We start from the raw sequence: 20599 nt of genomic DNA, 5'->3' as shown, positions 1-20599 counted from the left end.
TGAGACCTACGTCACATAAGTGACGCGTACAGCTCCATCGTGCGGCGGGCGATCGCGGGCCAGGAGAAGTGTTCGACGGCCCGCGCCCGTCCGGCCAGCCCCATCGCGCGGGCCCGCGCCGGGTCCTCCAGCAGCGTGTTCACCCGCCCGGCGAGGTCGGCGGCGAACCGCTCGGGGTCGTGCGGAGTGCCGTCGGGGCCCTGGTCGATCGGTACGAGCAGGCCCGTCTCACCGTCGGCGACCACCTCGGGGATGCCGCCGGTGGTCGTCGCGACCACGGCGGTCTCGCAGGCCATGGCCTCCAGGTTGACGATGCCCATGGGCTCGTAGACCGACGGGCAGACGAATACCGAGGCGTGCGTGAGCAGCTGGATCACCTCGGGCTTGGGCAGCATCTCGGAGATCCAGAACACGCCCTTGCGGTCGAGGCCGCGCACCAGCCCGGCCACCTCGGCGGCGATCTCCGGCGTGTCGGGCGCGCCCGCGCAGAGCACGAGCTGCGCGTCGGGGGCGAAGGACCGCGCCGCGTGCAGAAGGTGGACCAGGCCTTTCTGGCGGGTGATCCGGCCGACGAAGATGACGTACGGTCGATCGCGGTCGATGCCGTACTTTTTCAGGATCTGATGGTCCTGGTCCGGGGCGTACTCGGCGGTGTCGATGCCGTTGTGGATCACGCTCACCTTGGCCGGGTCGATCCGCGGGTAGGCGGCCAGCACGTCGCGGCGCATGCCGGCCGACACCGAGACCACCGCGTCGGCGGCCTCCAGGGCGGTGCGCTCGGCCCACGAGGAGATCGCGTAGCCGCCGCCCAACTGCTCGGCCTTCCACGGGCGCAGCGGCTCCAGGCTGTGCGTGGTGACCACGTGCGGGATGCCGTGGAGGAGCTTGGCGGCGTGCCCGGCGAAGTTGGCGTACCAGGTGTGCGAATGGACCAGGTCGGCGCCCTCGCAGGCCGCGGCGATCTCCAGGTCGACGCCGAGCACCTGGAGCGCGGCGTTCGCGCCGGCCAGCCCGGCGGGCGTCCGGTAGGCCGACACCCCGGGCTCCTCCCTGGCGGCGCCGAAGCACCGCACCCGCACGTCGGCGAGCTCCCGCAGCTCGCGGGAGAGGTACTCCATGTGCACGCCCGCGCCGCCGTAGACCTCCGGCGGGTATTCGCGGCTGAGCAGATCCACTCGCATGACTCGACTTTACGAGGAATCGCGGGCGTCCGGACACGGTGACAGGCGCCCGAGCGGGAAACAACCGGTGCGCTGATGGCGGCACATAGAGGGATCACTCCGGACACCTCGGGAGAGGGCCGGACAGAGTTACGTCGATAGATGCGCCGATTGGGGGTAGCGTCCTGGACATGAGGTCCCGGAGGGTGCTTGCGGTCGTGCTGGCGGGTGGAGAGGGAAAGAGGCTGATGCCTCTCACGGCGGACCGGGCGAAACCGGCTGTGCCGTTCGGCGGGATGTATCGGCTGATCGACTTCGTGCTGTCCAACCTGGCCAACGGCGGCTACCTGAAGATCGTCGTGCTGACCCAGTACAAGAACCACAGCCTGGACCGCCACATCTCCCGCACCTGGCGGCTCTCGGCCATGCTGGGCAACTACGTCACCCCGGTGCCCGCGCAGCAGCGGCTGGGGCCGCGCTGGTTCTCGGGGTCGGCCGACGCCCTCTTCCAGAACCTCAACCTGATCTACGACGAGATGCCCGAGCACGTGATCGTGTTCGGCGCCGACCACATCTACCGGATGGATCCCCGGCAGATGGTCGAGCAGCACGAGCAGTCGGGCGCCGACGTGACCGTGGCGGCGATCCGCCAGCCGCTGTCGCTGGCCGACCAGTTCGGCGTGATCGAGACCGACCCGCAGGGCAAGCGCATCGTGGCCTTCCGCGAGAAGCCCAAGGACGCGGTGGGGCTGGCCGACTCCCCCGACGAGGTCTACGCCTCGATGGGCAACTACGTGTTCAAGACGCAGGCGATGATCGACGCGCTGCGCGAGGACGCGCTCGACCCGACCAGCAGACACGACCTGGGCGGCAACATCATCCCGATGATGGTCAAGTCGGGCGGGGCCGACGTCTACGACTTCGCCCACAACATGGTGCCGGGCTCCACCGAGCGCGACCGCGGCTACTGGCGCGACGTCGGCACGCTCGACGCCTACTACGAGGCCCACATGGACCTCATCTCGGCCCACCCGATCTTCAATCTCTACAACGACAAGTGGCCCATCCACACCGGTCACGACCCGCTGCCGCCGGCCAAGTTCGTGCACAACGACGGCGACCGGGTCGGGCGCGCCCTGGAGTCGCTGGTCTCCCCCGGCGTGATCGTCTCGGGCGGCACGGCCGTCCGGTCGATCCTGTCGCCCAAGGTCGTCCTCCACTCCCACTCGCTGGTGGAGGACTCGGTGCTGATGGAGAACGTCAAGGTCGGCCGGGGCGCGATCGTCCGCAAGGCCATCATCGACAAGAACGTCGTCATCCCCGACGGCGCCCGCATCGGCTTCGACCTGGAGTACGACCGCACCCGCTTCGCCCTGACCCGGAGCGGCGTGGTCGTGATCGGCAAGAACGAGATCGTCGACCGCTGAGGGCGTTCCCCTAAAGTGGGCGGCGTGCATCCTGATCTCCGCCGGTCCCTGGTCAAAGAGCTGAGCGAGTCGGAGCGGCCGCGGCGTTACTGGCGCGGCGACGACGAGCGCGGCGGGGTGTGGCTGTTCGAGAGCGTCGAGGGCGACGGCGAACACTGGGCGATCCGGCAGGCGGAGATCGACGGGGCCCGGCGGCTACGCCGCTACTGGTGGCGCCACCCGCAGGACGAGCACGGGTTCCTCACCGACCAGCCGCTCGACATCTGGGACCTGACCGAGATCGACGGGGCCGCGTTCGAGGCCGTCTGGGCCGCCGGCGAGTGACCCGCGCCGGGGCCGGCCGGTGGGCGTGGTCCCTGGTCACCCGCTAGCGTCCCAGGTCGGCGGGGTGAGCATGGTGTCGATGCGGCGCAGCTCGTCGCGGTGCAGGGCGCTCAGCAGAGCCAGGACCCGCTCCCCCTCGGCGGTCAGCAGCACGCGGACCGCCCGGCCGTCGTCGGGGTGGGCGCTCCGGCGTACGAGGCCCTGCCGCTGGGCGCGGCTGACCAGCTCGACCACGCTGTGGTGACGCAGGAGCAGCCGTTCGGCCAGCTCCCGCACGGTCGCCCAGTCGCGGCCGGGGAACCCTTTCAGCGCCAGCATGAGCTGATACTGCTGGGGGGCGAGGCCGGCCGCGCGCACCGAGTCCTCGCTGAACCGCAGGTAGCTGCGGATCCCGAAACGGAACCGGGCGAGCGCCTCGAAATCCTGCTTCGACAGCGGCTCGCTCTCTGCCGCCGCCTCCCGAATCCCCCCGTGACCATCCATGGGATCCATTTTATATCGTGCTACGATGTAAATCATTCAGGTGGGATACGAGATGAGATCGCACCTGGCGCGAGCGCCCAGGAGGTGTGTCGTGCTCGACGACCGCGAACGCGACGAGTTGCGTAGGATCCAGCGCCGGCTGCGCGACGAGGATCCGGATTTCACCGAGTCATTCCACAGCGACGCGCGGCACCTGCCCCGGCGAGCGCCCGACCTGTCCAGACGGACCTACACGGTCCTGCTCGCCATCAGCTCCACGTCCTGCCTGATCATGATGGCGGCCGGGTCGCCGTTCATCGCCCTGCTGTTCGCCGGGCTGGCCGCGTGGGTCTGGTACGCACGCGCCCACCCCTACGAGCACGACCAGTGACGACCGCGGACCTCGGCGCATGAGGATTTGAGGTCTTCGGCATCGCTCGGTGTTGTAGTACGTTGGCGGTGATTTCCTTTCATCCGCCTTTTCTGGGGGTCCGCTTGATGCGGTCGCGCCACGTCATGGTGGCTGCAACGCTCCTTCTCTCCGCCGCCTGCATGAATGACAGCTCTCCAACTCGGCCACAGCCGACCCAGGCCGCCGTCGATTCCGTCACCACGGCGCCGTGCGAGTTCCGGGCCGTCAAGGGCGAACCGCCATCCTGGGCCCGGACAGGATTCACCCCCGGCGTAGAGATGCATTATGCCTCCAGCAGCCGCGGTGACATGCTCGCCATCCTTTTCGGCTATCCGCTTTACAGCCCACCGCTGCCGGACCGGGGCAACAAAATTCTGTGGCGTTCCAGAGCGCCGCTGGTTCCGTCCGAGCCGTTGCGCATCGAGGCCCGGCTGAACGGCGTGGGCGCGCCGACGCGCATCACCGTCGAGGGCGGCCCCGGGCCTTCTGCGGTCGACCTGCCGAGCCCCGGATGCTGGCGCCTGGACCTCGCGTGGAGCTCTCACACGGACTCCATCGACCTGGAGTTCGTCAGTCGATGACCGGCTCCCCCGCCGCCGCGTCGAACAGCACCGTCCGCCAGTCCCCGACATTGGCGAAAACGGCGCCGCGGGTCCGGACACCGAACCGGCGGGTGACCCGCGCGGCCTTGATGTGCGCCGGGATCCTCCCCATCTGGTAAACCTGGCCGAGGTTGTGGAAGAGGGTGACGCTCAGCACCCTGCGTGCCGCCACGTCCGTACGGGTCGCGATGAAGACGAGCCCTTCGAGCCGCGGCGTGATGCGCGCCGAGATCCAGGCGTGCGCGATCCGGAAGGCGAGCAGCCGCCACAGCCCGCCACAGTCGAACCTGGTCACGACGACGACGCCACCGTCTGGATCCGGGGCACAGCGCCCGGCGGCGGCGGCCACTACACGATCTGGAGCAAACCCAGGCATATCAGCACTACTCCGCTCAAGGCCCGTACAGTACGGATGAACACCCGCTCTCCGCCCAGGAACGCCCGGCCGGGAACGTGGTTGAGTGCCGTCCCGATCACCGTCCCCGCCACCGAGCCGATCACCATTCCGACCAGGAACACCGGTGCCGCCATGGGGTTGAGCAGCACCGTGACCACGAGCGCGCCCCAGATGAGCGACGTGGTCTTCTGCGTGGTGAACAGCAGACCGAGGTCGACGCCCCAGAGCACACCGCGCCAGCCGGGCCGGAGCGCCCGCGCGTAGTCCTGGGGCACCTGCCGCATCACGTGCGGAGTGCGGTTCAGCACGTCCGCGACGCCCACCCCGACCAGCAGCGTGCCCGCCGCCACCTCGCGCCACCGGAGCGGGAGCACGCTCCCGAGCCCTTCCGCCACGACGGCGGCCAGCAGCGCGATGACCGTTCCGCCCACCACGAGACCCACGGAGTAGCCCGCGATGAAGCGGCGTGCTGCGCCAGGCGACCGCCTGGACAATGGACCGGCCACGCCGACCATCGAGCGGCCTCAAGGGCTCCAGTACTGCAGGACGAAGCCGGCCAGGGCCAGTGCCACGATCGCCGGGACGTCCATCAGACGAGGTCCTTTCCCGGCGCGACGCTCACGCCGCCCGCTGCGCCGGAGGGGTCGTCGAGGGAGGCGATCCAGCTCGACAGGGCGTTGAAGGAGCTGAACACCACAGCGGACCGCACGACCCCATCGGGGGAGAGCGCCACCGCCGCCGGGCTCATGCCGACGCCGAGCGCCGACATGCTGAATTGTCCTGAGACGTCCACGTAGCCGGGCAGGTCAGCCAGCCCGTACTGCGCCACGAACTCCCTCCCTGAGGCGGCCGACGCGCACGACACCACGACGCCGACGAGGTCCACGCCCGAGGAGGCGAAGAAGCCACGCGCCTCGGGAGCCAGTTCCTGGCACGCCCCGCAGGTCGTACTGAGGACGAGGAGCACGCCCGGCGGCCGGGCGAGCCCGTCGGGGAACTCGATGACCGTCGCGCCGAGCTTGGCGTCGGGCAGCGGCTGCACGGACTCGGGGCGCCTCGTCCCGCCGCCCGCGGACGACTCGGAGATCCGCGCGTTGAGCTCGCCCAGCATCGCGAAGAGGATCACGACCGCCAGGCTGAGCAGCACGAGCAGGGTGACCATCAGTGCCGTGATCATGTTTCGGTCCGTTCGCGCGCCATGGTCCCTCTCACGAAGACGATCAGATGGCGGCGGTTCGCCCAGACGGGGACGAACAGCGCCGTGTTCAGCGCGAGCAGCAGGACAGCCTGATCGTAGGCGGTCTCACGCAGCGCCGGCACCAAGGCCCAGGCCAGGATCGCGGCGCCGGCCAGCACGTTCCAGGCCCCGAACGACCGCGAACCGCTCCGGCCGAAACAGCCGCAGGGCAGTGAGCTCGCCCGCAGCCGTCCCAGGACCCCCACCACCGCGAATCCCGTTCCCAGCAGGGCCGCCAGCAGCAAGGTGAGCAGGTGCTCCTGGCCGAACACGGCCAGGACGGCCAGCGCGATCTCCGCGGCGGCGACCGCCCGGACCAGGGCCACAGGCGGCGGTCTCCGTGCGCCGGTCAGCTCACCGAGAGCCTCGGCCAGACCGTGCGGGCTGACCAGCTTGCCGGCGCCCGAGCTGAGCAGGGCCGCTGCGAGCAGCGCGCTGAGGACGGCAGGCAGCACCCCCATCGCCGGCTACGACCGGAGCCCGGCCGCGGTCAGCCCTTCGCCCACGGCTACCTTGCGGAGGTGGACCACGTGGTCCTCGCCGTAGACGGCGACGGGCGCGGTCGAGTAGCGGGCGCCCTTCTCCCCGGTCAGCTGAACGGCCGTATCGACCTTGATCTGCTTGGTACGGAAATGAATGGCGATGACGTCGACAGGCTTCTCGTCCTCGATGCGCGCGCATACCGCCACGTTCACCGAGCCTTCGTTCTCGAAGATGTAGGCGTAGCCGTGATTCGTCGGGGTGATCGACATTGCGGGCCTCCGGATCGTCCGTCCGTTGCTCAGGGATAGCAGCTGATGGAGGCCCTTCCGGAGGCCTCACAGCATTGACAGAAGGACGCCCCCGAATAGCAGCCCCAAATGTAGTACGCGTTGTTCGCGCACGTGCTGTAGGGGAAGGTCGGGCAGTAGACCAGGCGGCAGCACAGGTATTCACAGATGGCCTGTGCGGAAGCGGGCCGCGCCTGAGTGGCGACGGTCGTGGCGGCGGCCAGCGCGCTGGCGCCCATGGCCCGGGTGAAGAAGCGACGAGTCAACCGGCGGTTGCGCTGCGGGGGCTCATGAACTGCCACGGCCACTCCATCAGAGTCGATCGTTTTGAATTGATCTCTTCAGGAGAGTACAACATCATTCACCCATCAACAAGAATATCTTTTTGGAGGAGTCGGACTTTCTGTGTTAACGTAAAACACCTATTAAGGTCAGGCTGCAACGACCTTCAGGAATTCGATTCCCGCTCTTCTTCGGCCGGACAGCGGCCTCGCCAGCTGATCGGTCCGGGCGCCAGCGGTTTCACGGCGGAGCCGGGCTCGACGACCGCGAACGCGACGAGGATCTGCGTCAACCGGCGAGGCGGTGGCGGGCGAGCGCGTCGTAGAACGGCTGGTGGTGCTCGGCGACCCGGCGCAGGTGCTCGTTCGTGTCGGGCGTCTCACGTCGCTCGGGCGCCTTCCCGGCCACCAGGCCGCTGCTCTCGGCCACCTCCGCGTGCCACTGGTCGGTGCGCCGCCAGTTGTCCCGTCGACCGGGTTCCCAGCGCATCGCCTCGGGCTTGAAGTCGAGCCCGACCCGCTCGCAGTACGCCCGGACCGTCGGCTCCGGATCGGCCACGAGGTCGTCGCCGTCGATCACCAGCGGGATCTCGCCGGTGGCCGACCGCACGGCGTCGAAGATGGTGTGCAGGTACTCGAAGCCGTACTCGTCCAGGGTGGCCCCGGGGTTCATGGCGTAGTGCGAGGAGATCGCGGCCCGCGGCTCCCGGATCATGAACGTGTTGACGACGTCGCTGAACAGGCGCTTGTCCTCGAGCAGCGGCGTGTAGGTGTAGTCGGAGGTCTCCTTGGCGAACACCCGGCGCTCGCCGGCGCTGACGTCGAGCATCAGGTCGAGCATCTCGATCGGCGAGGTGACCCGCCTGCCGGCGAACTCGACGTGGCCGTCCGCCTGGAGGTACGAGAACGGCTCGTGGGCCACCTCCAGATCGCCGCGCTCGATCATGACGCGCAGGAACGCCGTGGATCGCGATCGGGGCACGGCCCACAGCAGGATGGGCTTGCGCGCGGCGCTCATTGCGACCACTCCGTGGGCCGGCGGTCCCAGCGGAATCCGCGCAACCGCGCCATCAGCTCCTCGCTCAGCGGTTCGGCGTCGCTGGTGGCGATGTTGGCGCGTACGTGCGTGAGTTTGCGCATGCCGGGGATGACGGTGGCGACGTCGGGGTTCTGGAGGATGAAGCGGAGCGCGAGTTCGGGCATGGTCATGTCCTCGGGCACGATCCGCGCCAGCCGTTCGGCGCGCTCCACGCTCGGGACGAGGTTCTCGGGGACGAAGTACGTGTTGCGCCAGTCGCCTTCGGGCCAGCGGGAGTCGCGGGTGAGGGTGCCGGTGAGGGTGCCCTCGTCGAAGGGCACCCGGGCGATCACCGCGACGTCCAGCTCCCGGCATGCCGGGAACAGCTCGTCCTCGGGGGCCTGGTCGAAGATGTTGTAGATGACCTGCACCGTGTCGATCAGCCCGGTGCGCAGGGTCTCCAGGACGTTCCAGGGCTCCCAGCGGTTGACGCTGATCCCGACGCCTCTGATGAGCCCGCGTTCCTTCATCTCGATGATCGCGTCCTGCCAGGCCGCGTCGTGCGCCCAGGCGTCCTCCCAGACGTGGAACTGGAACAGGTCGACGGACGGCGTGCCCAGCCCTTCGAGGCTCCGGTGCAGGTACTCCCACAGGTGATCGGGCGGGTAGACCTCGGACAGTTTGGAGTCGCGGGTGGACGGCCAGGCGCGGTCCATGGGCGGCGGCTTGGTGGCCAGGTGGAGGCGGCGTTCCGGGTGCCGTTCGACCAGCCGCCCGAGCATCCTCTCGCTGTGTCCCCGGCCGTAGATCCAGGCGGTGTCGAAGAAGGTGCACCCGAGCCGCACGGCCTCGTCCAGCGCGGTGTCGCCGGTCCGGTCGTCGGCGCCCGTCCAGCCGCCCTCGCCGCCCGCTATCCCCCACATTCCGTAGCCGACCTCGCTGACCTTCCAGCCGAGCCGGCCGAATCGACGCTCACGCATCACCTGCTCCTTCCTTGTCTGTAAGCCTTCTCTTGCCGTCTAGCTCCAGCGGTTCCCGCCGGAGCCGAACCGGGTCTGCCGCACCACGGGGCCGGCGACCTTCATCCGCTCGACCCGGACGACGCCCCGGTGGACGGACAGGGTCACGCTGCCGTCGATCTCGCCGACGAGCCGGTCCATCGCCTCCCGCGCCGCCCGCGCGGCGGGTTCGAGCCACCGCGCCTCGTACATCGCCGAGCCCAGGACGGCGGACAGCCGGTCGTAGAGCTCGCGGCTCGCCCCGTCGAGGCTCGCCTGCAGGACGCGGGTCCACGCGCGGTCGAGCAGCTCCAGGCCGGGCGCCTCGTAGACGCCCCGGCAGACCGTGCCGATGATGCGCCGCTCGACCACGTCGCGCAGCCAGACCCCGTGCCGCGCGCCGAGGTCGTTGGCGCGCTTCATCCACTCGACCGGGTCGGGCCCGCTCCCGTCGAGGTCGGCGACCCGTCCTTCGCGGAAGAGGACCGTGACGGTCTCAGGCTCGGCCGTGGCCTGCTCGGGCCACTCACTCCACCGGGGGTCGAGCCGGGTGACCGGCGTTTCGAGGTCCTCCAGCTCCGCCGACTCGTGCGAGACGCCGGCGAGGCTGGCATCGGTGGACCGTTCGGCGCCGCTGCCCGGGTCGAGGCTCAGCCCGTGCTCGGCGACGGCCGCGAGCATGGTCTCGCGGCCGGGGAACCGTTCGAGCGCCCGCGGATCGGTCCACGGCTCGACGACCGGCAGGTCCGGCGCGAGGTGGGCGCCGTAACGAGCGAAGCGGCGCTGGTCGTTGCCCCCGCCGACACAGCCGTGCGCGAGTGCCCCGCATCCGTCGGCCCGCATCAGCGGCGCGAGCCCGCTGACGAGCACGAAGCGCGCCGCGCCGGTCGTGTTCCAGTAGCCGCCGTCGTGGCGGGCGCGGTACCGCAGGAGATCCGACGCCACGGCGGCGATGGACGGCCGTAGATCCACGACCACGGATTCGTCCCCGAATCGTCGCACCGAAGAAGCGAGCGCGTCCAATTCCGGAGGATCCGCCTGGCCGATGTCGGCGATATAGTGCCTCGCCGGCGTCGGCAGTTCACGAAGCCAGACCCCGACGGCCAGGGAGGAAAGTCCTCCCGATTGGAATAATCCGACAGGTGCGTTGTCGCCGGTTTGCCGCACGACTCCCCCTTACGTCGACAGATGGGGCGCGATGCCGGCGCTGAATGGGCCGACCGTCACCGACCCTACCCATGGATTCGGGACCTTCACGTCCGGAGCGCCCGGGATCGCGGACGTGAACTGTCCGGCCCTTGTCGATTTTCAGCGCCGTCAAGGCGTTCTGCTGCGGCTCGCTTCCGGCCTCATTCTTCGGGCCGGGATGTGCGCTTACCTGGTCATTGACAGGAGACGATCATTTCGCGGACGTCCGCTGATCATTTTTCGCTCTTCGGCAGATTGTCACAAAACAGCGCGACCGCAGATTGGCGCGCGCCGCCTCGGGTAATGCCGAATATGCTCTTCGCGACTTCCCCCAGGCCGTGCCTGTCCGGCGTGCCCGGCGCCGCACGGCGTCCGGCCGGCCCGGTCGTCGCTCCACACCGATTTCAGTCCGCGGCACATTCTCGTTCCCGCAGGCCATACCGCCTCACACACCGGCATCCTGGCCCGCGGCGGCGACACCCGGGTTGCGCATCCCGGTCTCATGTTCCAAGATGTGAGTAACTTGTAATCCAACTGATATCGGTTACTTCGGTTCGAACGTGCGGCACTCCGGTCGTCTGACGAAAGGAGGAAACACGTGGTCAGCGCACGCCCGAAGGCACCACCCGCTTGATCGGCCGGGCTCGCGATATCCGGCGGGCCGCTCATGCCCGCGGGCAATTCTGTGGATTTCCGGCGCCCGTACCCGGCCGCCGAAAACTCCGAATCTCACCAGTACCCTCGCCATGCCTGCCGAAGGACCGGTTTCCGCTGTCCGGAAACCACAAATCCGAATGGTCACCGATCTGCCTGAAACGACGATCTGTTGCCGTCGAGAACATCGGGAGCACGATGACACGCCAACCGCATGAGAATCCAGACGAACACCATCTGGCCGCCATTCACTTATTCCTTGGGCCGCACCACGATTTCCCCCGGCGGAGCACCGTCCTCGATCTGTTCCACGCACAAAAGGAGAACGCGCCGGACCGTCCCGCGATCCGCTATCGGGACATCACGGTGAGTTATGCCGACCTCGACGCCTGGGCCAATGTGACGGCCGATCGACTGATCAGCGGCGGTGTCCGGGCCGGACAATTGATACCCGTGTTGATAGCGGACGGGCCCGAATTCCCGATCTCGCTCTTCGGGGTGATGAAGACAGGATCGGCGTTCGTACCGCTTGATCCGGCCTGGCCGGTCGACCGTCTCCGCGCGATCGTGGCCGAGTTGTCGCCGCCCGTCGTCGTGGTGTCGCCGGCGACCGCGGGCATCATCGGCGAACTGGAGCAGGCCCTCCCGACGGTGATCGTCGACTGCGCGGAGCCACCCGGTCCGGCCGACCGGAAACCGCCGCCGGCCGGCCGCGCGCCGGGGCCGGAAGACCTGATCTACGGGTTCTACACCTCCGGCTCGACCGGCGCGCCCAAGTGCGCGCTCAACCACCACCGCGGCCTGGTCAACAGGCTGACCACCATGTCGCGCCGGTTCGGTGACGGGGCCGATCACGTGACGCTGCAGAACAGCCGGTCCACGTTCGACTCCTCGATGTGGCAGGTGTTGTGGCCGCTGGTGTCGGGCGGGCAGGTCGTGCTGCCGCACCGCGACGGCATCCTCGACCTTGAGGAGACGGCCACGACCATCGGCCGCTACGGCGTCACGATGACCGACTTCGTGCCGTCCGTGCTGGAGGCGTTCGTGTCGCTGCTGGAGGTGCGCGAGGACCTGCGCGAGGCGACGTCGAGCCTGCGGCGCATGCTGATCGGCGGGGAGGCGGCGGGCGCCGGCGTGGTGCACCGGCTGCGCGCGCTGCTGCCGGGGCTGGAGGTCACCAACACGTTCGGGCCGACGGAGTGCTCGATCGGGTCGGTGTTCCACGACGTCACGGACGCCGACGCCGACCGGATCCCCCTCGGGCGGCCCATCGACAACACCGCCGCGATCCTGCTCGACGACGACCTCAAGCCCGTCCCGGTGAACACTCCCGGCGAGATGTATCTCGGCGGCGAGTGCGTCGGAGCGGGCTACCTCAACGATCCCGAGCGCACCGCGCGGGTGCTCGTGGCCAACCCGTTCCCCCAGATCCCGGGTGAGAAGCTCTATCGGACCGGCGATCTGGCACGGGTCGACGAGGACGGCCTGATGTACTTCATCGGCCGGCGCGACGAACAGGTGAAGCTCGGCGGGGTGCGCGTCGAGCTGGGCGATGTCGCCTCGGCCGTGGCCGACCATCCGCTCGTGGGCAACGCGGTGGCGATCGTGCTCGGCGAGGCGCCCGAGTCCACGCTCGTCTGCTGCGTCACGCCGCGCTCGCCGGACGACCCGCCGTCGCCGGAGCTGCTTCGCGGGTACGCGGCGGAGAAGCTGCCGGCCGAGCAGGTGCCGCACCGGATCGTGGTGCTCGACGCGCTCCCCCTCAACCACAACGGCAAAGCGGACCGCAAGGCGCTGGCCGCCCTCATCGTGGCCCAGACCGCGACGCAGGAAGGCCCGGCGGAGCCTGTCGAGCCGCCGGCCGACCCGATGGAGGAGCTGGTCTGCTCGGCCTGGCGCGACGTGCTCGACCTGGAGCAGGTCTCGGTGGTCGTGCCGTTCTCCGACTACGGGGGCACCTCGCTGCTCGCCTACCGGCTCACCGCCGCGATCAGCGAACGGCTGGGGAAGCCGGTGCCGCCCCGGGACCTGCTCGTCGCCTCGACCGTGCGCGCGCAGGCGGCGCGGCTCACCCAGGGCGTCGACGACGACTGCGCCGAGCTCGCCTACATCCGGCACGACCTGGCCTGGAGCCCGCCGCAGACCCTGCTGCTCACGGGCGCGACCGGCTTCGTCGGGGCACACGTCCTGGCCGAGCTGCTGACGCGCTCCAACGCCGGGCTGATCTGCCTGGTGCGGTGCGCCGACCCCGCCGACGGCGCCCGGCGGCTGACCGAGGTCCTCGAACAGTACGGGCTGACGTCCGCCTGGCAGCTGCTGCCCACGGCGCTCAAGACCGGACGGGTCGAGGTGATCCCCAGCGACCTGGGCAGCGAGCTGCTCGGCCTGCCGCAGCGGCGGTTCGACGCGATCGCCTCCACGGTGTCCGGCGTCGTCAACGCCGCGGGCGCGGTGAACTTCCTGTCCGGCTATCTGGACCACCGCCCCGCCAACGTGCTCGGCGTACAGGAGATCATCAAACTCGCCTCGGGCGGCGCGCGCGTGCACACCCTGTCGACCTTGAGCATCTTCCCGCCCGCCGGGCCGGACGCGCCGCCCGTCACCGAGGACCGGCTCCCGGCGACGGAGGAGGTCGCCGCGGACGGCTACAACCGATCGAAGTACGTCGCCGAGTCCCTGCTCGCCGACGCGCACCGGCAGGGCGTCAGATCCGTGGTGTACCGCCTCGGCGAGGTCTGGCCGCACCGCGCGACCGGCGTGGCCAACCCGGACTCGCTGGCGCACAACCTGTTGTACGCGTGCGCGCGCACCGGATGCGTGTTCCCGACCGGGGCCGAGATCGACGTGACGCCCGTCGACGTGGTCGCCGAGTTCGTGGCCCGCGCCGCGACCGGTGACATCGAGGTGCCCGACGGCGCCATGCACGTACTGTGGCCGGCCAGGCTGCGCTTCGCCGAGGCGTTCGGCGTGCTCGCCGAACGGTCCGCGCTCGACCGGGCCGGCTACCCCCGGTTCCGCGACCGCCTGGAGGCCATCGCCGAGACCGACGAGCGGCTCGCCGGGCTGCTCCTGCTGCTGCCGCCCCCGGTCGCCGACCAGGACGCGGCACCGGCCGAGTTCGACCGGATGTTCACCGACGGCTCCCGGCACTTCGACACCCGGCGGTTCAGCCGCCACGCGACCTCGCTGGCCAGGCCGGAGACGGACGGGCTCAGGACGCTCGACCGCTACCTCGGTGAACTGACCGGCATTCACGCCTTCGTACCACAAGAAAGGTGAGCGTCATGGAAGAGAGATTCGTCGTGGTGATCAACCACGAGGAGCAGTACTCGATCTGGCCCGCGGGCCGGGAGATTCCGGCCGGCTGGACCGAGGCCGGTGCGGAGGGAAGCAAGAGCGACTGCCTTGCACACATCGCGCGGGTGTGGACCGACCTGCGCCCGATGAGCGTGCGACGGTGAAGGAGGAGAACGAGATCATGTCCACACCCGACAAGCGTGACGCAGCCGACATCAGACGCGCCCTGCTGGAGAGGAAGGTCCGCCAGCGCGTGGCGGAGAAGGCCGAGCGGGAGCGGATCGTCCCCGTCCCGCGTACGGGCAAGATGGCCATCGCCGAGCAGCAGCGGTTCCTGTGGTTCCTGCACCAGATGGTCGCGGGCGCACCGGTGTACAACGTGCCGTTCGCGATGCGCCTGCGCGGGCCGCTCGACGTGCCCGCCCTCTCCAAGGCGCTGCGCGGCATCGTCACGCGGCACGAGAGCCTGCGCACCCGGTTCGGCGACGAGCACGGCGTGCCCTTCCAGACGGTCGATCCGCCGCCCGAGACGTGGGACCTGCCGGTGACCGACGGGACCGAGGAGTCCGTCCAGGACTGGATCGACGGGCAGGTGCGCGAGGAGTTCGACCTGCGCAACCACCCGCCGTACAGGTTCGCCCTGCTGCGGCTGGGCCCCGAGGAGCACGTGCTGTCCATCGTCTGGCATCACATCGTCATCGACGGATGGTCCTCGCGGCAGTTCGCCGAGGAGCTGACGGCCCGCTACACCGATCCGGACGGCTCGGAGTTCCCCGAGCTGACCCTCCAGCCCGCCGACTTCGCGGCCTGGCAGCGGCTCTGGCTGCTCAGCGACGGACCGGCCAAGCAGATCGACTACTGGCACTCCGCGGTGGACGGCATGGAACCGCTGGAGTGGCGCACCGACCGGCAGCGCCCGTCGGCGCCCACCGGGGCCGGCCGCATCCACGAGACCCGCCTGCCCGACGACCTGGCACGGAAGATCCGCGACATGGCCCAGGCCGAGGGGGTCTCCCTGCTCGCCCTGACGATGGCCGGCTACCAGGTGCTGCTGAACCGCTACACCGGTCAGCAGGACATCGCGCTCGGGTCGGTACTCTCCGGGCGGACCCGCTCGGAAGTCGAGCCCATGATGGGGTTCTTCGCCAACACGGTGGTGGTCCGCGGGAACCTGGAGGGCGATCCGGTGTTCCGCGACCTGGTGCACGCCGCCAACGACAACATCCTGGAGGCGATGGCCAACCAGGACGTGCCGTTCGGCCGCCTGGTGGAGGAGCTCAAGCCGGAGCGGCTGCCGGGGCGGAACCCGCTGGTCGCCCACCTGTTCACGCTGCTGCCCGAGCCGATGATCGCGCGCTGGCGCCTGCCCGGCGTCGAGGTCGAGATGCTGACCCCGCAGCCGGAGACGACCCGGTTCGACATCACGTTCCAGATCAACGACCTGCCGGACGGCGGCCTGGGCGTGTGGATCGAGTACTCCTCCGAGCTGTTCGACCACGAGCGCATCGAGCAGCTGGTGGAGCACTTCAGCACGGTCATGGCCGACGCGCTGTCCCGGCCGGACGCCCGGGCGAGCTCGCTGGACATCATGCCCGACAGCGAGTACCTGCGCGTGCTCACCGCGTGGAACCCCGAGCCAGGTGAGCGCGACGAGCGCCTGCTGCACGAGCTGTTCGCGGCGCGCGTGGCCGAGGCGCCCGACGCGGTCGCGATGCGTTTCGCGGGCGAGGACCTGACCTACGCGCAGCTGGACGAGCGGTCCAGCAGGCTGGCGCACGCGCTGGTCGAGGAGTTCAAGGTGACGCCGGGGCGCGTGGTCGGCGTGCTGCTCGAACGCGGCTTCGACCTGCCGGCCGCCGAACTCGGCGTGCTCAAGGCGGGCGGGGCGTGGCTGCCGCTCGACCCGCAGTACCCGGCGGAGCGGCTGGCCTACCAGCTCGGCGACGCCGACGTGGCCGCGGTGGTGACGACCTCGGATCTCGCCGACCGCCTGCCCGCTGAGGTGGAACGGATCCTGCTGGACTCCGACACGCTCGACGGACGGCCGGTTTCGCCGCCTTCCGTGCAGGTGGCGCAGGAGGACACGGCGTACGTCATCTACACCTCGGGCTCGACCGGCACCCCCAAGGGGGTCATGGTCCCCCACCGGGCGGTGGTGAACTTCTGCACCACCTTCCAGCGGATGTTCTCGGTGACGCCGGACGACCGGATCCTGCAGTTCTCCAACCCTGCCTTCGACGTGAGCGTGTCGGACGTGTTCTCGACGCTGACCGCCGGCGGGACCATCGTGGGCGCGCCGCGCTCCGAACTGCTCGACCCGGAGGCGCTGCAGGGGCTGCTGGCCCGCGAGCGGGTGACGATGGTGGACATCCCGCCCGCCGTCCTGGGGCTGCTCGACCCGTCCGAGCTGGACGACCTGCGGGTGTGCTTCATCGGCATGGAGCCGTTCGGCCCCGACCTGGTCAACCGGTGGAGCAAGCCGGGACGCGAGTTCCACAACGGCTACGGGCCGACCGAGGTCACGGTGACCTGCGTGGACTACCTGTGCCCGCCGGAGCCGCTGGAAGGGACGCCGCCCATCGGGCGGGCGATGGCCAACCAGCGGGCCTACGTCCTGGACAAGGGCCTGCGGCCGGTGCCGGTCGGCGTGCCCGGGGAGCTCTACATGGCGGGCGCCGGGCTGGCCGTCGGCTACCTCGGCCGGCCCGACCAGACCGCCGAGAAGTTCCTGCCCGACCCGTTCGCCACCACCCCGGGCGAGCGCATGTACGCCACCGGCGACCTGGTGCGCTGGAACGGTGACGGCAACCTGGAGTTCCTGGGCCGGGTCGACCGCCAGGTGAAGCTGCGCGGGCTGCGCGTGGAGCTGGGCGAGATCGAGCACGCCATCGAGAGCTTCGACGGCGTGCGGCAGTGCGTCGTGACCGTACGCGACGCGGGCACGCCCTCGGCCTGGCTGGCCGCGTACGTGGTCGGCGACGTCGAGCCGGACGAGCTGCGCGAGTTCCTGAGCGGGCGGCTGCCGCTGCACATGGTGCCCACCGACTACGTGCGGCTGGACCAGCTCCCGCTGACCTCGACCGGGAAGGTGGACCACGGGAAGCTGCCCGACCCCCGCCCCGACGGCGGCGCCGGTCAGGCCGAGCTGACCACCGAGACGCAGCGCAGGGTGGCCGAGATCTGGCAGAGCCTGCTGAGCCTCGACCCCGGCAGCGTCGGCGCGCAGGACAACTTCTTCCTGCTCGGCGGCAACTCCCTGCAGGTGACCCAGATGATCTCGCGGGTGCGCGACGCCTTCCAGGTGACGCTCGACCCGCGGCGGCTGTTCAGCTACCCGCTGCTCAGCCAGTTCGCCGCCCAGATCGACGACGCGCAGCACGCGCTGCTGGGCGAGGACGAGGTGGCGAAGCTGGAGGCGCAGGTCGCCGATCTGCCCGAAGAGGAGGTCGATCGGCTGCTGAAGGAGTCGAGCTGATGGCCGGGTCGCACCCCTCCGCCCTGGCGGAGAAACGGCGCGCGCTGCTGGACCTGCGGCTGCGGCGCCGGCGGGAGGAGGCCCTCGCCCGGCAGGAGGCCGCGCCGCCGGAAGGGCGGCCGCGGCCCTCCGGCCGGACGGTGTCCCCGCTTGTGCCGCTCGGCCCGGCGGGCACCGAGCCGCCGCTGTTCCTGGTGCACGCGGCCGGCGGATCGGTGGCCCCCTACGTCGCGCTGGCCGGGCTCCTCGGCGACGGCCGCCAGGTCTGCGCCCTGGAGGACCCCAGCCTGCACGGCGGCGCGATCGGGGAACGCTCGCTCGCGGACCTCGCGGCCACCTATCTGGCCGCGGTCCGCGAGGCCCGGCCCGACGGGCCGCTGCACGTGGGCGGCTGGTCGGTCGGCGGCGCGGTGGCGCTGGAGATGGCACGCCAGGACGGCGACGTCGCGCTGACGTTCGTGCTCGACACCGCCGTCCCGGACGCGCCGTCCCGTCCCGGCGACGACGAGCTGAGCGCGTGGTTCGCCTCCGACGTCGCGGCCATGGGCGCCGAACCGGGCGAGGCCGAGCTGGCCGAGCGGTTCCCGGTGTTCGCCGCGAACGTGCGCGCGCTCCTGACGTTCCGTCCGTCGCGGGTGGGCAGCAGGGTCGTACTGCTGTGCGCCGAGAAGTCCGAGGGCGAGAAGCTCAGCCGGTGGCGGCCCTACGCCGACGAGATCCAGGTGGTGCCGGGCGACCACTACACCATGCTCCGGCCCCCACACATCGAGGCGCTGGCGGAGGCCATGCGCCACAGATTGAGCGAGGTGAGTGTCCGATGATCCCGGCCTTCACGCCGGAACAGGACAACTTCCGGGAAGAAGTCTGCAAGCTCCTGTGCGAGGACGAGGTGCGCGCGGAGATCGCGCGGTCCCGGCGGACGCCGTACGGGCAGGAGACCGGCCTGCTCGACGTGCATCGGCGGCTGGGCAAGCTCGGCTGGCTCGCGATCAACTGGCCCGAGCGCTACGGCGGAGCGGACGCCACGATCGTGGAGAAGGCGATCCTCACCGAGGAGATGATCCGCCACGGCGTGCCCGACAACGTGCACTCGCTGGGCGTCGACATCGTCGGGAACGCCATCCACCTGTTCGGCACCGAGGAGCAGAAGGAGCGGTTCCTGCCGGGACTCGCACGCGGCGAGATCACGGCCAACGTGCTCTTCAGCGAGCCGGACATCGGGTCCGACCTGGCGTCGCTGACCACGCGCGCCGAACCCGACGGCGACGGCTGGCGCCTGCACGGCCGGAAGATCTACAACATGAAGGCGCAGCACAGTGACTTCGCGCTGTGCGCGGCCCGCACGTCGACCGGGCCGGTGAACTTCGCCGGGATCACGCTGTTCCTGGTGCCGCTGCAGTCCATGGGCGTGGTCATCGAGCCGGTGTGGAACCTGTCCGAGGAACGCTTCGACCTGGTGACGCTCGACGGGATCCAGATCGGGCCCGAGGACGTGCTCGGCGAGGCCGACGACGGCTGGCAGGTGCTGGGCAAGGTGCTCCCGCTGGAGCGCACCGGGCTCGACCACTCCGCCAAGGCGGAACGCACGCTGGCCGCGCTGCGCGAGCACGCCCCGCCGGGGTGCGAGCAGCGGCTCGTCGAGCTGGACACGCGGGTGCGCGCGGCCCGGCTCCTGGCCTGGCGGTGCGTGGCCAACCTGCACGAGGGCCGGCCCGACGAGGTCCACTCGGCGACCGCGAAATGGTACACGTCGGAGACGGCCAAGGAGGTGTCGGTGGCGGCGGTCGAGATCCTCGGGCCGCGGGCGCTGCTGGACGCACGCGATCCCGACGCGATCGCCGACGGCGTCCTGGACGCCGCGTTCCGGGAGGCGCCGGGGCTCACGCTCGCCCAGGGTTCCTCGGAGATCATGCTCTTCTTCGTCGCCACATCGAAACTGGGGTTGCCGTCATGACCACGATGATCGCCGACTTCTTCGACGAGGAACTGGCCCCGCTGGTGCGGCGGATGGCCGACCGGCCGCGCGCGGAGGGCTGGGACGACGACGACAGCCGGGAGACCCGCGCGATGGTGTGGCAGGGGCTGGCCGAGCTCGGCGCGCTCGACGCGTCCGGCCCCGACGCCGTGCGGCTGGCCGAGCTCCTCGGGTCCGTGCTGTACCAGGGCCCGCTGCTCGACACGCTCACCGCGCGGGAACTGCTCGGGGACGACCACATCGGCCGGTCCCCGGTGGCGCTGGCGGTGGCGGACGAGCCGCTGTCCGAGCAGGACGGTGTGGTCTCCGCGCGGCGGACCTTCGTCGGGTTCGCCGCGGAGGTGGACCACTTCCTCCTGGGCGGCGCCGGACCGCGCCTGGCGCTCGTGCCCGCCGGCCATCCCGCCATCACGACGCGCCGGTACGAGGAGACGGGCCGGGGCGAGGCGTACGAGGTCGTCTTCGACGGCGGCCCCGTGACCGCGTGGGCCGACCCCACCCGGTGGGAGGCGGCGCTGGCCGGCGCACGGGTGCGCCAGGCCGCGTACCTGGTGGGTCTGGCCCAGGCGGCGCTCGACCACGCCGTCGGCTACGCGAAGACCCGCCGCCAGTTCGGCCAGCCCATCGGCAAGTTCCAGGGCCTGGCGTTCCGGCTGGCCGAGCTGTCGATGCACATCGACGCGACGCGCCTGCTGGTGCACGACCGCGACGCGGCGGCGCACGCGGCGGCCGACCTCGCGGCGGCGTCGGACCTGGCCCGCACCGTCACGACGCGGACCATGCAGGTCCACGGCGCCGCGGGCATGCGGTCCGACGACGACGCCCAGCTGTACTACCGGCGGGCCGCGGCCGAATCGGTCCGCCTCGGCACACCGGACCAGTTGCGACGCGAAAGCCGGGAGACGCGATGACGATCGTCGTG

Annotated in this window: 20 protein-coding genes; 10 read left to right on the top strand and 10 right to left on the bottom strand. The window is 70.4% G+C overall.

Annotated features, from left to right (window positions below):
• Positions 1 to 11 precede the first annotated feature (11 nt).
• The gene (gene glgA / locus ABD999_RS03240) at positions 12 to 1181 is read right to left on the bottom strand and encodes a glycogen synthase (protein WP_271277408.1); all 1170 of its coding nucleotides are present in this window, start codon (positions 1179 to 1181) and stop codon (positions 12 to 14) included.
• Positions 1182 to 1351: 170 nt separating this feature from the next.
• Here glgA and glgC point away from each other — a divergent pair, with 170 nt between their 5' ends.
• Both glgC and ABD999_RS03230 read left to right on the top strand, forming a co-directional pair.
• Positions 1352 to 2587, top strand: coding sequence for a glucose-1-phosphate adenylyltransferase (gene glgC, locus ABD999_RS03235; protein WP_271277409.1), 1236 nt, complete (start codon positions 1352 to 1354; stop codon positions 2585 to 2587).
• A gap of 24 nt (positions 2588 to 2611) precedes the next feature.
• A complete protein-coding gene (locus ABD999_RS03230) occupies positions 2612 to 2911 on the top strand; it encodes a hypothetical protein (RefSeq protein WP_271277410.1) in 300 nt (99 codons plus the stop codon).
• A 36-nt stretch (positions 2912 to 2947) separates the two neighbouring features.
• Here the strand turns inward: ABD999_RS03230 and ABD999_RS03225 are convergent, their stop codons facing one another.
• Positions 2948 to 3394, bottom strand: coding sequence for a MarR family winged helix-turn-helix transcriptional regulator (locus ABD999_RS03225; protein WP_271277411.1), 447 nt, complete (start codon positions 3392 to 3394; stop codon positions 2948 to 2950).
• 91 nt (positions 3395 to 3485) lie between these two features.
• Between ABD999_RS03225 and ABD999_RS03220 the strand changes: the two genes are divergently transcribed.
• Both ABD999_RS03220 and ABD999_RS03215 read left to right on the top strand, forming a co-directional pair.
• Positions 3486 to 3764 carry a DUF3040 domain-containing protein gene (locus ABD999_RS03220; protein WP_271277412.1) on the top strand — a complete coding sequence of 93 codons (279 nt, stop codon included), beginning with the start codon at positions 3486 to 3488 and terminating at the stop codon, positions 3762 to 3764.
• Positions 3765 to 3826: 62 nt separating this feature from the next.
• Complete coding sequence (locus ABD999_RS03215; RefSeq protein ID WP_271277413.1) at positions 3827 to 4366, top strand: hypothetical protein; 540 nt, start codon at positions 3827 to 3829, stop codon at positions 4364 to 4366.
• Here ABD999_RS03215 and ABD999_RS03210 read toward each other — a convergent pair.
• The 8 genes from ABD999_RS03210 to ABD999_RS03175 all read right to left on the bottom strand — a co-directional run bounded on the left by ABD999_RS03210 (position 4356) and on the right by ABD999_RS03175 (position 10255).
• On the bottom strand, positions 4356 to 4682 hold the full coding sequence (locus ABD999_RS03210; RefSeq protein WP_148030689.1) for a hypothetical protein: 327 nt from the start codon (positions 4680 to 4682) through the stop codon (positions 4356 to 4358). The two genes, ABD999_RS03215 and ABD999_RS03210, sit on opposite strands and share 11 nt — an antisense overlap.
• Positions 4683 to 4735: 53 nt before the next feature.
• Positions 4736 to 5218 carry a hypothetical protein gene (locus ABD999_RS03205; protein ID WP_148030688.1) on the bottom strand — a complete coding sequence of 161 codons (483 nt, stop codon included), beginning with the start codon at positions 5216 to 5218 and terminating at the stop codon, positions 4736 to 4738.
• A gap of 155 nt (positions 5219 to 5373) precedes the next feature.
• Positions 5374 to 5961 carry a thioredoxin domain-containing protein gene (locus tag ABD999_RS03200; RefSeq protein ID WP_271277414.1) on the bottom strand — a complete coding sequence of 196 codons (588 nt, stop codon included), beginning with the start codon at positions 5959 to 5961 and terminating at the stop codon, positions 5374 to 5376.
• On the bottom strand, positions 5958 to 6482 hold the full coding sequence (locus tag ABD999_RS03195) for a MauE/DoxX family redox-associated membrane protein (protein WP_271277415.1): 525 nt from the start codon (positions 6480 to 6482) through the stop codon (positions 5958 to 5960). The genes ABD999_RS03200 and ABD999_RS03195 overlap by 4 nt, the downstream gene beginning before the upstream one ends.
• A gap of 6 nt (positions 6483 to 6488) precedes the next feature.
• Positions 6489 to 6773 (bottom strand): hypothetical protein, encoded by a 285-nt coding sequence (locus tag ABD999_RS03190; protein ID WP_148030685.1) that lies wholly within the window; start codon positions 6771 to 6773, stop codon positions 6489 to 6491.
• Positions 6774 to 7361: 588 nt separating this feature from the next.
• Complete coding sequence (locus tag ABD999_RS03185) at positions 7362 to 8090, bottom strand: sulfotransferase-like domain-containing protein (RefSeq protein WP_271277416.1); 729 nt, start codon at positions 8088 to 8090, stop codon at positions 7362 to 7364.
• Positions 8087 to 9070, bottom strand: coding sequence for an aldo/keto reductase (locus tag ABD999_RS03180; RefSeq protein WP_219547545.1), 984 nt, complete (start codon positions 9068 to 9070; stop codon positions 8087 to 8089). Before ABD999_RS03180 ends, ABD999_RS03185 begins: the two co-directional genes overlap by 4 nt.
• 39 nt (positions 9071 to 9109) lie before the next feature.
• Positions 9110 to 10255 (bottom strand): argininosuccinate synthase domain-containing protein, encoded by a 1146-nt coding sequence (locus ABD999_RS03175; protein WP_271277417.1) that lies wholly within the window; start codon positions 10253 to 10255, stop codon positions 9110 to 9112.
• Positions 10256 to 11128: 873 nt separating this feature from the next.
• Between ABD999_RS03175 and ABD999_RS03170 the strand changes: the two genes are divergently transcribed.
• Genes ABD999_RS03170 through ABD999_RS03145 form a run of 6 tightly spaced genes read left to right on the top strand, consistent with a single transcriptional unit; the run spans position 11129 to position 20588 of the window.
• Positions 11129 to 14209, top strand: a complete 3081-nt coding sequence (locus tag ABD999_RS03170) for a non-ribosomal peptide synthetase (RefSeq protein ID WP_271277418.1) — start codon at positions 11129 to 11131, stop codon at positions 14207 to 14209.
• A gap of 5 nt (positions 14210 to 14214) precedes the next feature.
• The gene (locus tag ABD999_RS03165) at positions 14215 to 14391 is read left to right on the top strand and encodes an MbtH family protein (protein ID WP_148030680.1); all 177 of its coding nucleotides are present in this window, start codon (positions 14215 to 14217) and stop codon (positions 14389 to 14391) included.
• A 17-nt stretch (positions 14392 to 14408) separates the two neighbouring features.
• Positions 14409 to 17702: a non-ribosomal peptide synthetase gene (locus ABD999_RS03160; RefSeq protein WP_219547553.1), complete on the top strand. Its 3294-nt coding sequence runs from the start codon at positions 14409 to 14411 to the stop codon at positions 17700 to 17702.
• A complete protein-coding gene (locus tag ABD999_RS03155; protein WP_271277419.1) occupies positions 17702 to 18523 on the top strand; it encodes a thioesterase domain-containing protein in 822 nt (273 codons plus the stop codon). Before ABD999_RS03160 ends, ABD999_RS03155 begins: the two co-directional genes overlap by 1 nt.
• On the top strand, positions 18520 to 19656 hold the full coding sequence (locus ABD999_RS03150) for an acyl-CoA dehydrogenase family protein (protein WP_271277420.1): 1137 nt from the start codon (positions 18520 to 18522) through the stop codon (positions 19654 to 19656). Before ABD999_RS03155 ends, ABD999_RS03150 begins: the two co-directional genes overlap by 4 nt.
• Complete coding sequence (locus ABD999_RS03145) at positions 19653 to 20588, top strand: acyl-CoA dehydrogenase family protein (RefSeq protein ID WP_271277421.1); 936 nt, start codon at positions 19653 to 19655, stop codon at positions 20586 to 20588. Before ABD999_RS03150 ends, ABD999_RS03145 begins: the two co-directional genes overlap by 4 nt.
• Positions 20589 to 20599: the final 11 nt, after the last annotated feature.

The sequence above is a fragment of the Nonomuraea ferruginea genome, assembly GCF_039540635.1.
Taxonomy (GTDB): Bacteria; Actinomycetota; Actinomycetes; order Streptosporangiales; family Streptosporangiaceae; genus Nonomuraea; species Nonomuraea ferruginea.
The sequence above is the reverse complement of the archived record's forward strand: the minus strand, read 5'-3'. Positions and strand labels throughout refer to the sequence as shown.